Origin of the sequence: Streptomyces sp. NPDC101152, from assembly GCF_044768275.1 — a bacterium.
In the GTDB taxonomy this organism is placed as follows: Bacteria; Actinomycetota; Actinomycetes; order Streptomycetales; family Streptomycetaceae; genus Streptomyces.
Genome location: NZ_JBIWPO010000025.1, coordinates 1 through 13,205, shown reverse-complemented (window position 1 = coordinate 13,205; position 13,205 = coordinate 1). Strand labels below are relative to the sequence as shown.

Below are 13,205 nucleotides of genomic sequence, written 5' to 3'. Positions count from 1 at the left end.
GGGTGCGCCGGGGACCGTTCGGCCCTCGTGCCTGCATATGCGGCGATATACCCTGCTGGGTATTTTATCAGGGTGTTCGTGCCAGGTACATGGAGGCCTGGGGCCGGTGGGCCTGGCCGAAGAAATACCCGGGTGGGTACTCGGGTGGGACCAGCGGCCCATGCCTGGCTGTCATCTGCCGTACGACAGTGGGGTCATGGGCAAACACATCGTGATTCTCGGTGGCGGAACCGCCGGCACCATGACGGCCAACCGCCTGTGTCGCACGTACGACCGGCGCGAGTTCCGGATCACGGTCGTCGACCAGAACGACGACCACCTCTATCAGCCCGGCCTGCTGTTCGTGCCCTTCGGGCTGGCCCAGCCCGATCACCTCGTCCGCCCCCGTCCCCGGCAGCTGGACGCGGCCGTCGACTACAAGCAGGCGCGGATCGAGCGGGTCGACCTGGACGCGCGGACTGTACACCTCGCCGGTGGCGTACGGCTGCCGTACGACGTCCTGGTGCTCGCCACCGGGGCCAGGCTGCTGCCGGAGGAGACCGAGGGGCTGACCGGAACCGGCTGGCGCGAGAAGGTCTTCACCTTCTACGACCTTCCCGGAGCCGTGGGCCTGCACGAAGCTTTGGAGCGCTTCGAGGGCGGCCGTCTGGTGATCGATGTCGCCGACCTGCCCCTCAAGTGCCCCGTCGCGCCTTTGGAGTTCGCCTTCCTGGCGGACTGGTACTTCCAGCACCGGGGCATCCGGGACCGGGTCGAGCTGACGTACGCCACCCCGCTCGACGGGGCGTTCACCAAGCCGGTCGCCGCCAGGGCGCTGGGCGGGCTTCTCAAGGACAAGGGCATCGAGCTGGTCACGGAGTTCACCCTGGGCGAGGTCGATGGCGAACGCGGTCGGCTGGTGTCGTACGACGAGCGCGAAGTGCCCTTCGACCTGGCGGTCGTGGTGCCCCTGCACGGCGGCGCCGAGTACGTGGAGCGCTCCGAGGGGCTGGGCGACGAACTCGGCTTCGTCCCCGTCGACCCGCACACCCTGCAACTCCCGGTCCGGCCCGAGGTGTTCGCGATCGGGGACGCGGCGGGCCTGCCCGCCTCCAAGGCCGGATCGGTGGCCCATTTCGAGGGCGAGGTGCTGGTGCGCAACATCGGCCGGTTCCTTGCCGGGCAGCCGCTGGATGCCTCGTTCGACGGGCACGCCAACTGCTTCGTGGAGACGGGTTTCCACAAGGCGTTGCTGATCGACTTCAACTACGACACCGAGCCGCTGCCCGGCCATTTCCCGGGCCCGGTCGGTCTGCCGCTGCTGAAGGAGTCGCACGCCGCCCACCTCGGCAAGCTCGCCTTCGAGTGGCTGTACTGGCACAGCCTGCTGCCCGGCCGGGAACTGCCCGGTATCGGCTCGGCGATGCCCGAGCACGGCAAGCATCACGTATCGGACTGAGAACCACGTGTCCGGCCGCGGCCACGTGTGCGTCCAGGCCCAGGGGAGAGGACCCCGTCATGCCCACCACCACCTACGACAACACCGACATCCCCGTCGACGACGAGGGCTTCTTCACCGACCCCGCGTGCTGGACGGAGCCGATGGCCGAGCAGATCGCCAAGGAGGCCGGCATCGACACGCTGACCGACCGGCACTGGATCGTCATCCGCTTCATGCGCGAGCAGTACGCGGCCAAGGGCACCGGCCCGACCGTGCGGGTTCTCGGCAAGACCTCCGGTGTGAGCGTCAAGGAGCTCTACCAGCTGTTTCCCAAGGGGCCGGCGAAGACTGCCGCGAAGATCGCCGGTATCCCCAAGCCGCGCGGCTGCATCTGAGGAGCGTGAGCCGTCATGGCCGCCACCGCAACCATCGAGAAGGTCTCGATCATCGTCTCCAAGGGATCCCTGGAAGGGATCTACCCGGCCCTGATCATGGCCAACGGTGCCCGCGCCGAGGGAATCGAGGCCGACCTGTTCTTCACCTTCTTCGGCCTCGATGCCATCACGAAGAAGCACTGGGAGCACATCAAGCTGGCCACCGTCGGCAACCCCGGTCTGCATCTGCCGACCCTGCTGGGCGGCATGCCGGGGGTCCCGGACCTGGTCACCCGCTACATGGAACGCAAGATGGACAAACTCGACATCCCGCCGATCCCGGAGTTCATCGAGATGATCGCCGACACCGGCGCGGGCATCTACGCTTGCAAGGCATCCGTCGACCTCTTCGAACTCGACAAGGATGACCTGGTCGAGCAGGTCCAGGGCATCATCACGGTCGGCGAGTTCTACGAGCACGCGGCCGGCGGCCAGATCATCTACACCTGAGATGGCCGACACGGGCGCAGGGCGCGGGCTGCCGGGCGGGATGCGGCGGGTGCTGGCGGTGGTCGCCCATCCCGACGACGAGTCGTTCGGCCTGGGTGGCCTGCTCGCCCTGCTGTCCGGTCCGGTGTGCCCACAGCCGTGCTCTGCTGCACCCATGGCGAGGCGTCCACCCTGCACGGCAGGCCCGGCGACCTGCATGCCCTGCGCGCGGACGAACTTGGGTGCGCGGCACGGGAGCCGGGTGTCCGAGCGGGTGGAGCTGTCCGGGCACCCGGACGGTGGCCTCGACGGTGTTCCGCCGCACCGGCTCGCCGGGGAGGTGGCCCGGCTGATCGACGAGCGGCGCCCCAGCCACCTGCTGGTGTTCGACCCGGGGGGCGTCACCGGGCACCGGGATCATCAACGGGCCACCAGCGCCGCGCTGTTCGCCGCCCACGGCACGGGCGTGGCGGTGGCGGGGTGGACCCTGCCGCGGGACGTGGCGGAACGGTCGAACGCCGAGTTCGGTACGTCCTTCCTCGGGCGTGATCCGACCGAGTGCCGTGTCGTCGAGCCGGTGCCGCGCGAGCGGCAGGGCCGCGCCATCGCCTGTCACGCCAGGGGGGAGTCCTCGCGTGTCGGCCCGACGGGCTCGGTGCCGTGCTCGGCCGGGCCGGCGTGCAGGAGGAGCAGGCGGGCCAGGTCACGGGGCCAAGCGTTCGGGCCCGCGGGTGAGCGGGCCTCCGGCGGTCTCCCAGGCCAGGACGCAGCCGTCGAGGACGCGCAGGTTGGGCGGTCCGGCTTCGACGAGGGCCTCTTCGGCCTGGGCGGCGCGAGCTCCGGAGCGAAAGATGAGGATGACGTCCTCGTGGAGGTGGTGGCGCAGTTCGGCGCGGTGTTCGCGCAGGGTGTTGAGGGGGACGTTGTAGGAGCCGGGGATGTGGGCGGTGCGGAACTCGCCGGGCGTGCGGGCGGGGTCGAGGCGTGGTTTGCCGGCATGGAGGGACATCGGGGGTCCCTGCTGTCGGTGATGCGTGCTGTCTCGATGGGGAGCGGGCGGCGGCCGGCAGCCTGATCGCCGCCCGGTGCGCGGGTGGATCAGACGTCGGCGGATGCGGGCAGGGTGAGCCAGGCGCCGTAGCCGCCGAGCAGGTCGGAGACGTCGGTACGGCCCTGGTGGCGCAGCAGGCTGGCCGCGATGGAGGAGCGGTGACCGCCCGCGCAGTGCACGACCAGGGGACGGTAGGCCGGTAGCTCCTCGACGCGGCGCGCGAGTTCGGCCAGCGGGATGTGCAGTGAGCCCTCGATGGAGCCCTCTTCGCGCTCTGCGGTGTTGCGCACGTCCAGCACGAGCGGCGGTTCGTCCCCGTCCAGCAGGTGGCGCAGTTCGTCGGCGGTGAGGCGGCTGGCCTGTTCCATCTCGTCGGCCAGGGCCGGGAAGGCGCCTTCGGGCTCGCGCAGGTAGCCGCCGACCTTGTCGAAGCCGATCCGGGCCAGCCGGGTGACGACCTCCTCCTCGCGGTCCTGCGGAGCGATGACGACGACGTCCTGTTCGGGGGCGACGACCATGCCGGCCTGCTCGGCGAACCGGCCGTCCGCGGGCACGTTGACCGAGCCGCGCAGATACCCGGGCGCGAAGTCTTGCGGCGAGCGGGCGTCGACCACGACCGCTCCTGCCGCGCGCCGCTGCATGAACTCCTCGACCGAAAGCGGCCGGGGCGCGTTGGCCGGGTCGTACAGGCCGTGTGCCTTGCGGTTGAGGATGGCGTCGTAGACGAAGTAGGCGGGCGCGGACGGCTGGCCCTCCGTCACCAGCGACACGAACGTCTCCTCGCTCATCGGGCGGCAGGCGTAGTTGGTGGCGCGCTGTTCGCCGATGGTGGACTGGCGCTGGGGGGAGAGGTTCTTGCCGCAGGCGGATCCGGCGCCATGGGCGGGGAAGACCCGCACGGCATCCGGGAGGGCCATCAGCTTGTGCTGGATGGTGTCGTAGAGCATGCGGCCGAGTTCGTCGGCCGTCACGCCGATCGAGGCGAGCAGGTCGGGGCGGCCGACGTCGCCGATGAACAGTGCGTCGCCGGACAGCACGCCGTAGGGGACGGCGTCGCCTATGTGCTCGTACACCAGGACGCTGATCGATTCCGGGGTGTGACCGGGGGTTTCGAGGATCTGGAGCTGGACGTCGCCGAGGGTGATGCGTTCGCAGTCGACCAGCTTGTGGATGGGGTACTCGGCCTCGGCGCGCTGTCCGTAGCCGATCCAGGCTCCGGTTCGATCGGCGAGTTCCAGGTGGCCGGCGAGGAAGTCGGCGTGGAAGTGGGTGTTGATGACGGCCTCGATGGTGAAACCGTGGGCGGCGGCGTCGGTGAGGTACTCGGAGATGTCGCGGCGCGGGTCGACGACGACGGCCTTGCCGGTGGTCTCGTCGGCGATCATGTAGGACGCCTGGGAGAGGCAGTCGAGGTAGTACTGGGCGAAGAACATGGTCGGGTGACCTCCCTGTCGGACGAGGTGGATTACCCCGGGGGGTACATAGAAGGCGCTGGCCCGCCCCTGTAGGAGGGCGGAGGGGCGGTGGTCGGCCCGGGTCGGGGGGTGCCCGGGCCGACCGGTCAGAGGCGGCCGGTGAGCATGCCGTGCCAGTAGACCGGCGGCAGTCCGTACCGTTTGAACAGCCACATCGTGCGCCGCTCCTTGAAGGGGTCGAGCAGCGGGAGGGACGGGGTGGGGTTGAGGTCGTAGTCGAACTCGGCGAGCAACATCCGGTCCCGGGCGGTCACCAGCGGGCAGGACGTGTAGCCGTCGTACCGGTGCGACGGAGAACGGCCGTTCATGACGTCGAGCAGGTTGCCGGCCACGACCGGGGCCTGCTTGCGCACCGCGGCACCGGTCTTCGACGTGGGCAGGTTCGCCACGTCGCCGAGGGCGAAGACGTTGTCGTAGGAAGGGTGTCGGAGGGTGTGTTTGTCGGCGGCGACGAAGCCCTGCGGGCTGGCCGGGTCGGCGAGCGGGCTCGTCTTGACCCAGTCGGGGGCGCTCTGCGGAGGAACGGCGTGCAGGAGGTCGTAGCCGATGGTCTCCTTCGTGCCGTTCGCGTGGTCGGTGACCGTGACTTCGCGGGCGTGGCCGTCGACGGCGGTCATCTCGGAACGCAGCCGCACCTCGATGCCGTACCGGGCGGCCACCGTCTCCAGGACCTGCGACCAGGCGGGCACCTTGAACATCGCCGGATCGGGGATGACGAGGACGATCCGGATGTCGTCGAGGACCTTCCGCCTGCGCCAGTGGTCGGCGGCCAGGTAGGCGATCTTCTGGGGGGCGCCACCGCACTTCAGCGGGGTCGCCGGATGAGTGAAGACGGCCGTGCCCGAGCGCATCTGCTGGATCAGTTCCCAGGTCCGCGCGGCGTACTCGGGTGCGTAGTTGCTGCTCACCACGTCGCGCCCGACCGCCTCGGCCAACCCCGGCACGCCGCCCCAGTCCAACTGCAGGCCGGGCGCCACGACCAGGTGCCCGTAGGTGAGTTCGGCGTCGCCGGACAGGGCCACCGTGCGGCTGTCGGGGTCCACGGCCAGGGCGCGGCGGCGGATCCAGCGCACGCCGTCCGGGATGACCGATCCCTCGGGGCGGCGGGTCGCGCGCAGGGGTGCCTGGCCACCGCCGACCAGGGTCCACAGCGGCTGGTACCAGTGGGTGTCGGACGGTTCGATCAGGGTGATGTCGCCGACTCCGGCGCGGCGGAGGCGGGCGGCGACGCTGATGCCGGCGCTGCCGCCGCCGATCACGGCGACGCGGTGGCGGCCGGAGATCGGAGTGTCGGTGGGGAAGGGTGTGGCGGCCAAGGCGGGCTCCTTTCCGGCTGGCCGTTGCACGGGTGCCGGACGGGGTCAGGCGGCGTGCTCGTGCGAACCGGCCGCGACGGGACGCCCGGCGCGGGCCCAGGCGCCCGTGCCGCCGGTCACGGAGTAGGCGTCGACGCCACGGGAGTTCATCCAGTCGGCAGCCGTCTTGCTGCGGTTGCCGCTGGCGCAGATCACGAACACCGGTCGGTCGCTGGGCAGTTCACCGCACCGGGCGGGCACGGTACGCAGCGCCATCAGGCGGGCGCCGGGCACGTGTCCGGCGGCGTACTCGTCCGCCTCCCGCACGTCGATGACGAGTGCGCCGTCGGCCCAGGCCGCCGCGAACGCTTCCTGTGTCACTTCGCGAGCCACTTGATTGCCTCCTCAATTACCCCCGGGGGTATCTCTCCGGCGAGAATACGGCGATCCGAAGGGGGCCGTCAAATACCCCTAGGGGTATTTGCCCGAGAGGTGACTGGCGGCTCGGCGCCGGGGCTGGGAACGAGCCGTGCCCCGTCGGGCGCGGCCCTGGGCAGCCGGAGCGTCATCCGCGTCCCGCCGCCTGGTTCGGAGCCCGCGGTGACCGTGCCGCCGTGGGCGGTGACCAGCTCCTTGACCACGGCAAGGCCGCTGCCGCCTCCGGCACGAGCGCGGGCACCGCGCCACGGACGGTCGAAGACATGCGGCAGCTCGTCGGCGGGGATACCGGGACCGGTCTCCGCCACCTCGACGGGCGCCTCTGCGGACGTGGCGGACGTGGCGGACGGTGACGGTGTCGCCGGGACGGCAGTGGCGGGCGTCCACATGACGCCCGAGGAGGGCATGCGGGCCCACCTCGACGCATCCCTGGGCCGAGCCGGGGGAGTGGACGCCGGCCGCAGCCACCGCCGTCGGGCAGGCGGTCGCCCTGCCCGTGCCGGGCCAGCCTTTCGAGCCTGCCGGCGACCTGCCCACGCGTCCCTGGTGGAAGGACGTGTCCCTGCCGCTGAACCGCACGTGGCCCGTTCCGGAGATCACTCCGGTCGCGTCTCGTGACGACCTCGACCTCGTGGGCGAGAGCCAGCCGCACTGGATACGGCGCCGCGCCAGGCTCCACCGGTATGCGGTGTTCGCGCAGCTACCGGTGCACCTCCTCGCGCCGGACGCTGCCTGCGGGGGTGAGGCCGCCGGCGGGCTGGGCGGCGGTGTGTCGCCCATGCGGTCGGCCCGGGTGGGATCGGTCTGGTGGGCCAGCAGCAGTTCGAATGCGGTATCCCGGGGAAAGCCCACCCCGTGGTGTGATGACGCCGTGAGCCGCGCCGCCGAAGAGACCAACCGCCGGATGCTCCGGGCCCGGGACGCGATGGACCGCGCCTACGCGCAGCCGCTGGACGTACCCGCGCTGGCCCGGATCGCCCATGTGTCCCCGGCTCACTTCGCGCGCACCTTCCGCGCCACGTTCGGCGAGACACCGCACCGCTACTTGCAGCGCCGCCGGGTCGAGCGGGCGATGTTCCTGCTGCGGGAGACCGATCGCAGCGTCACGGACATCTGCTTCGAGGTCGGATTCGCCAGCCCGGGCACCTTCAGCCGCACCTTCCGCGACGTCGTGGGCCGTTCACCGAGGGAGTACCGCAAACAGGCCGTGGCCCTGGACGTACCGACCTGCTTCACCATGGCGTGGATGCGACCGGGCGCCTGACCGCCCGCCAGGCGCTCACCGTTCGCCGCTCGGTGTTTGCCTCGTCCGGCCGACTGAGCAGTTTTGGATAAGTTTTCGCGGGGGCGGGCTCGTAGCGTGATCCCCATGTTCACAGGAATCACGCACTCGCAGATCTACGTCCTCGACCAGGACGAGGCCCTCGACTTCTACGTCGGAAAGCTCGGCCTCGAGGTCAACACCGACGCCGACCTCGGCTTCATGCGCTGGCTCACCGTCAACGTGCCCAGGCACCCCGAGCGCCAGGTCCTGCTGGAGAAGCCCGGCCCCCCGCGGCTGTCCGAGGAGACCGCGGAGCAGGTCCGCGACCTGCTGACCAAGGGCGCGACCGGCGGCTTCCTCATCTTCAGCACGGACGACTGCCGCAAGACGTACGAGACCCTGCGGGCCAAGGGCGTCGAGTTCACCGAGGAGCCCACCGAGCGTCCGTACGGCATCGACTGCGGCCTGCGGGACCCCTTCGGCAACAGCCTGCGCTTCACCCAGCCGAAGGCGTGAGAAGGCCCCGACGGTTGACACGGACAGTGATGTTCAGGGGATGACTCATCGGGGCTCGTGACGGTCCCGAACGGTCCGGTCCGATCGGTGGGCGGACAGGCAACGGCGACGGGCGAGGGCCGGGGAGCGATGGCTCCCCGGCCCTCCATCATTTCCGGTGACCGCTTCTGACCAGCTCCGATCGATCCTTTATGGAGTGGGGCCGGCCGTCCGCTGGGTTTATCGGTCTGTCGTACGACGCCTCATACCAGAGCGGGACGCTCCGCGTGGGACTTTGTCAACTGCCCACCGCACATGATGCCTTGGCGACTACTGTGAGTGTCCATCGGGCAACGCCTGCCCGAACCGCGCAGCCCGCGCCCCTGGCACCGACGGACCAGCACGACGAGGACACCGATGTCTCACCTCCGCGCACCGGCCGCACGCGCAGACCGCCGCGAGGGCGGACGGCACGGACGGCCCGTCGCCCGCACCGCTGCCTCGCTGCCCGAGAACCACATACGGCCCCAGTTGCTCAGGCTCGCCGTCCTGCCGCCCATCGCGGTCGCCCTCAGCGCCAGCGCGGCCGTGCTGTTCACCATCCGCTCCACCGGGACCCGGCCCGGCCCCGCCCTGTGGGGCGTCCTCGGCGGCGCCGTCTCGGTCGCCCTGGCCGGCATCGTGATCGCGGCCGTGGCAGCCGACCGCGCCGCGCGGACCGTGAGCGAACGGGTGGGCGTCCTGCGTCGCGCCGCCGCCCGCGGCGAGGCCGATCTGCGCGCCCTGGTCGATGCCCTGCGCCGCGGCGAGGCTCCGCCCCAGCCGGGGCCCCGCAGTGCGCCCGCCGACGACGCCGACGACTTCGAGCTGCTCGCCGCCGACCTGAGCCGGGCGCACGAAGGCGCCGTCACCGCCGTCGTGCAGGCCGCCCAGCTCTCCAGCCAGGCGGGCAGCGAACAGAAGCTCGAGGTGTTCGTGAACCTCGCCCGGCGGCTGCAGTCCCTGGTGCACCGGGAGATCTCGATCCTCGACGAGCTGGAGAACGAGATCGAGGACCCCGACCTGCTCAAGGGCCTCTTCCACGTCGACCACCTCGCCACCCGGATCCGCCGGCACGCGGAGAACCTCGCCGTGCTCGGCGGCGCCGTCTCACGCCGGCAGTGGAGCCACCCGGTGTCCATGACCGAGGTGCTGCGCTCCGCCATCGCCGAGGTCGAGCAGTACTCACGGGTCAAGCTCGTGCCGCCGATCGACGGCACGCTGCGGGGGCACGCCGTCGCCGACGTGATCCACCTGCTGGCCGAACTCGTCGAGAACGCCACGGTGTTCTCCGCCCCGCACACCCAGGTCCTGCTGCGGGCCAACCTCGTCACCTCGGGACTCGCCGTGGAGGTCGAGGACCGGGGTCTCGGCCTGCCCGCCGGCGAGCAGAAGAAGATGAACGCCCTGCTCACCGACCCCGACCAGGTCAACGTCGCCAGTCTGCTGGCGGACGGCCGGATCGGACTGTTCGTGGTCTCGCAGCTCGCCCGGCGGCACGGCATCACCGTCCGGCTGCAGACCAACATCTACGGCGGTGTGCAGGCCGTGCTCGTCGTGCCGCAGGGGTTGCTGGGCCCGCGGCCGGGCGTCCCCGGGGGCGCGTCCCAGCCGCAGGACGGTGCCACCGGGGCCGCCGTACCGCCCCGGCCCGCCCAGCCGCAGCCGCAGACGCCGCCCGGGCGCCGCGTGCCCGCGCCGCCGAGCCCGCACCCCGCACAGCAGTGGGAGGCCACCGGCCCCGCCGCGCCGACGCCGAACGGGTTCCCGGCGCATGCCGGCCCCGGCGGCGACACCGCGGCGGATGGCGGCCTGGCGCAGGACGCCATGGGCGGCGGCACCACCGTGGGCGGGTCTGCGGTGAACGGTGTCGTGGCGGGTGGCGCCTTCGCGAACGGCGGCGTGGGCGGCACCACAGCGGTGGACGGCGGCACGTTGGGCGGTTCTGTCGCTGACGGCGCCTCGGCCGCCGGCGGTTCGGGGAGGGGCGCCGGGGTGGGCGACGGCGGTGGGCCCGCCCCGCTGCCCGTGCGCGGTCCCCATGCCGAGCGGCCCAATCCGGCGGAGGCCGTGCCCGGGATCCGGCCCGACGACCGGCGGCTCGTCGCGGAGAACGTGACCACCGGGCCGACGCCGCGCACCGGTACCGTCCGCGGCACCATGGGCAAGCCCCAACTGCCCCGCCGCCGCGCCCAGGAGCACATCGCGCCCCAGTTGCGCGACGGCCCCGCGCCACGCCAGGACAGCGAGTACCACACCGGCCACGACCCTGGACTGATGGCCGCCTTCCAGCGCGGCATCGGCCTGGCGGAGGCCCAGCAACACCTGGAGGCGGAACACACGGGGCCCGAGCACACGGCGACGGCCCCTCACATGGTGCGCCCCCACACGGCCCCGGCACCCATGGGCGGACCGCACATGGACCGGGCCCGTATAGCCGAGGCGCGCCCCGCCGCGGCGCGCGGGACGGACCACCCCACCCGGCACGACGGGAGCGCACCAGCCGGATGACCACCCCAGCGGCCCACCCCCTCACACCCTCCCGCTCCACCCCCGTCCCCACCGCTCCCGCAGACCTTCGTACCTCAAGGAGTCGATCCACCATGGCGAGCGAAGCGCCGACCGGCCATGTATCCGATCTCGACTGGCTGATGAGCGGCCTCGTGCAGCGCGTCCCGCACACCACCAGTGCGGTTCTGCTGTCCTGCGACGGGCTCGTGAAGTCGGTCCACGGGCTCGACCACGACAGCGCCGACCACATGGCCGCCCTGGCCTCCGGCCTGTACTCCCTCGGCCGCAGCGCCGGAGTCCGCTTCGGCGACGGCGGCGAGGTCCGCCAGGTGGTCGTCGAACTCGACTCGACCCTGCTGTTCGTGACCACCGCGGGCTCCGGCACCTGTCTCGCCGTGCTGGCCGGCCGCGAGGCCGACGCGGCGGTGCTCGGCTACGAGATGGCGATGCTGGTCAAGAGCGTCCGTCCCTACCTGGTCACCGCACCCCGGCAGCACTCCGTCGAACCCCCGGCGATGAGGCCTTGAGCGTGGCGGCGGCCGGCGAGGGGCCCTGGCTCGACGACGCGGCCGGACGGCTGGTGCGCCCCTTCACGGTCAGCAACGGCCGCACCCGGCCGACCATCGCGCTCGACCTCCTGTCGCACGTGATGGCCACCGGCGCCACGCCTCTCGGCTACCTCGGCCCCGAGCACCAGCAGGCCCTCGACCTGTGCCGGGCACCCGTCTCGGTCGCCGAGGTCGCCGCCCATCTGAAGCTGCCGGCGGTGGTCACCAAGGTGCTGCTGTCGGACCTCGTCGACTGCGGGGCGCTGACCACCAAGCCCCCCGAGTTCACCCACAACCCGACTGACCGGGCCCTTCTGGAGGCAGTGCTCGATGGACTACGACGACAGCTCTGACCCCTTCCCCACCGCACTGAAGATCCTGGTCGCGGGCGGGTTCGGAGTCGGCAAGACGACCTTCGTGGGCGCGGTCAGCGAGATCGCGCCGCTGAGCACGGAGGAACTCCTCACCACGGTCAGCGCCGCCACCGACCGTCTCGACGGGATCGAGAACAAGGTCGAGACGACGGTGGCCATGGACTTCGGCCGCATCACCCTCGACCCGGAACACGTGCTGTACCTGTTCGGCACACCCGGCCAGGAACGGTTCTGGTTCATGTGGGACGAGCTCTCCGAGGGCGCGCTCGGCGCGGTCATCCTCGCCGACACCCGGCGGTTGGAGGAGTGCTTCGCCGCGGTCGACTTCTTCGAGCAGCGCGGCCTCGGCTTCATCGTCGCCATCAACCAGTTCGACGGCTCCTACCACTACGACCCGGAGGAGGTCCGCGCCGCCATCGACCTGCCGCCGGAGATCCCGGTCGTGCGCTGCGACGCCCGCATCTCCAGTTCGGGCGTCCAGACCCTGCTCACCCTGGTACGGCACCTCATCGCCCACGCACCGGCGCACGCGCCGAGCCACGGCGCCCACGTCCCCAGCGACCGCCCATGAGGTACGACCCGTCACGTCCCGCCGGCCGGCTACTGCTCACTCCGGAGGACAAAGAGGCCCCCGCCCGTACCCGCCGCCTCGGCGAACTCGGTCTGGGCGAACGTCCGGAGCCCGAGCTGGACGCCTACGCCGGCCGGCTCGCCGAGCTCACCGGGGTGCCGTACGCCATGGTCAACTTCATCGACGAGCACCGGCAGTTCTTCGCCGGCCTGCACCGCTCGCAGGGGGCACCGCGCGTGGTGCGGGCGGACGGGACCACGGCGGTGCTGGGCCGTGAACTCGCCCGCGACCACGGCTTCTGCCCCCATGTGGTGGTCCGGCGCAAGGCGCTGGTCCTGGAGGACGTCCGTGACTACCCGCGCTTCGCCGGCAACCCGGTCGTCGACGAGTTCGGCATCCACTCCTATCTGGGCGCTCCGCTCATCGACAGCACGGGGATGACGCTGGGCACCCTGTGCGTGGCCGACACACAGCCGCGGCCCTGGGGCAGGTCCGGCCTGGAGACCATCAAGTCCTCGGCGGCGGAACTGGTGACCCGGCTGGAGCGACGGGAGACCGACGGACTCCCGCTGCTGTGAGGCGCGTCTGCCGCAGGTGGCCCCTAGTGCCGCGGCAGGCAACGTTTGCCCCGTCGCGACGCCCGGCACGCCCTCTCGCCGCACCGGCCGAAACCCCAAGTACGTCCAGTCCGAGGGCTTTCGTCCGGCACGCCGAGAGGACGCCCCGGACGCCGCTCCTTACCGGGCAAACGTTGCCTGCCGCGGCACTAGTGCAGCGCCGCATTGATCTTGCGGGGGTCTGTGTCCCGCTGTCAGCAGACGAAGGGGCTGCTGACAGCGGGCAGTGATGTGTCAGTTCTTG

14 protein-coding genes and 2 pseudogenes are annotated in these 13,205 nt (G+C 71.5%); 11 read left to right on the top strand and 5 right to left on the bottom strand.

Annotation, left to right across the window (positions count from 1 at the left end):
- Positions 1–196 precede the first annotated feature (196 nt).
- From ACIRVK_RS27725 to ACIRVK_RS27710, 4 genes and pseudogenes are all read left to right on the top strand, one after another.
- On the top strand, positions 197–1,438 hold the full coding sequence (locus ACIRVK_RS27725) for an NAD(P)/FAD-dependent oxidoreductase (protein ID WP_404251644.1): 1,242 nt from the start codon (positions 197–199) through the stop codon (positions 1,436–1,438).
- Between the two features lie 59 nt (positions 1,439–1,497).
- Complete coding sequence (locus ACIRVK_RS27720; protein WP_404251642.1) at positions 1,498–1,815, top strand: TusE/DsrC/DsvC family sulfur relay protein; 318 nt, start codon at positions 1,498–1,500, stop codon at positions 1,813–1,815.
- A gap of 15 nt (positions 1,816–1,830) precedes the next feature.
- Complete coding sequence (locus tag ACIRVK_RS27715) at positions 1,831–2,304, top strand: DsrE/DsrF/DrsH-like family protein (protein WP_404251640.1); 474 nt, start codon at positions 1,831–1,833, stop codon at positions 2,302–2,304.
- Positions 2,219–2,716, top strand: a pseudogene (locus ACIRVK_RS27710) (PIG-L family deacetylase); the annotation flags it as partial. The gene ACIRVK_RS27715 and the pseudogene ACIRVK_RS27710, both read left to right, overlap by 86 nt.
- 282 nt (positions 2,717–2,998) lie before the next feature.
- Here the strand turns inward: ACIRVK_RS27710 and ACIRVK_RS27705 are convergent.
- The 5 genes and pseudogenes from ACIRVK_RS27705 to ACIRVK_RS27685 all read right to left on the bottom strand — a co-directional run.
- Positions 2,999–3,292 (bottom strand): annotated as a pseudogene (locus tag ACIRVK_RS27705) (rhodanese-like domain-containing protein); the annotation flags it as partial.
- Positions 3,293–3,381: 89 nt separating this feature from the next.
- Entirely contained in the window at positions 3,382–4,767 is a 1,386-nt protein-coding gene (locus tag ACIRVK_RS27700) for a rhodanese-like domain-containing protein (RefSeq protein WP_404251638.1), read from the bottom strand.
- 128 nt (positions 4,768–4,895) lie between these two features.
- Entirely contained in the window at positions 4,896–6,125 is a 1,230-nt protein-coding gene (locus tag ACIRVK_RS27695; protein ID WP_404251636.1) for an FAD-dependent oxidoreductase, read from the bottom strand.
- Between the two features lie 45 nt (positions 6,126–6,170).
- On the bottom strand, positions 6,171–6,497 hold the full coding sequence (locus ACIRVK_RS27690; protein WP_109494997.1) for a rhodanese-like domain-containing protein: 327 nt from the start codon (positions 6,495–6,497) through the stop codon (positions 6,171–6,173).
- Positions 6,498–6,565: 68 nt separating this feature from the next.
- Complete coding sequence (locus ACIRVK_RS27685; protein ID WP_404251838.1) at positions 6,566–6,931, bottom strand: sensor histidine kinase; 366 nt, start codon at positions 6,929–6,931, stop codon at positions 6,566–6,568.
- A 482-nt stretch (positions 6,932–7,413) separates the two neighbouring features.
- On the opposite strand from ACIRVK_RS27685, the gene ACIRVK_RS27680 reads away from it, so the two are divergent.
- From ACIRVK_RS27680 to ACIRVK_RS27650, 7 genes are all read left to right on the top strand, one after another.
- Positions 7,414–7,806: a helix-turn-helix domain-containing protein gene (locus ACIRVK_RS27680; RefSeq protein WP_404251633.1), complete on the top strand. Its 393-nt coding sequence runs from the start codon at positions 7,414–7,416 to the stop codon at positions 7,804–7,806.
- A gap of 105 nt (positions 7,807–7,911) precedes the next feature.
- On the top strand, positions 7,912–8,322 hold the full coding sequence (locus ACIRVK_RS27675) for a VOC family protein (RefSeq protein ID WP_404251631.1): 411 nt from the start codon (positions 7,912–7,914) through the stop codon (positions 8,320–8,322).
- 396 nt (positions 8,323–8,718) lie between these two features.
- Complete coding sequence (locus ACIRVK_RS27670; protein WP_404251629.1) at positions 8,719–10,851, top strand: ATP-binding protein; 2,133 nt, start codon at positions 8,719–8,721, stop codon at positions 10,849–10,851.
- A gap of 92 nt (positions 10,852–10,943) precedes the next feature.
- Positions 10,944–11,378 (top strand): roadblock/LC7 domain-containing protein, encoded by a 435-nt coding sequence (locus ACIRVK_RS27665; RefSeq protein WP_404251627.1) that lies wholly within the window; start codon positions 10,944–10,946, stop codon positions 11,376–11,378.
- Positions 11,379–11,380: 2 nt separating this feature from the next.
- Positions 11,381–11,752 carry a DUF742 domain-containing protein gene (locus ACIRVK_RS27660; protein ID WP_404251625.1) on the top strand — a complete coding sequence of 124 codons (372 nt, stop codon included), beginning with the start codon at positions 11,381–11,383 and terminating at the stop codon, positions 11,750–11,752.
- Positions 11,730–12,344, top strand: coding sequence for a GTP-binding protein (locus ACIRVK_RS27655; protein ID WP_404251623.1), 615 nt, complete (start codon positions 11,730–11,732; stop codon positions 12,342–12,344). The genes ACIRVK_RS27660 and ACIRVK_RS27655 overlap by 23 nt, the downstream gene beginning before the upstream one ends.
- Entirely contained in the window at positions 12,341–12,922 is a 582-nt protein-coding gene (locus ACIRVK_RS27650) for a GAF domain-containing protein (RefSeq protein ID WP_404251621.1), read from the top strand. Before ACIRVK_RS27655 ends, ACIRVK_RS27650 begins: the two co-directional genes overlap by 4 nt.
- The last annotated feature ends 283 nt before the right edge of the window (positions 12,923–13,205 follow it).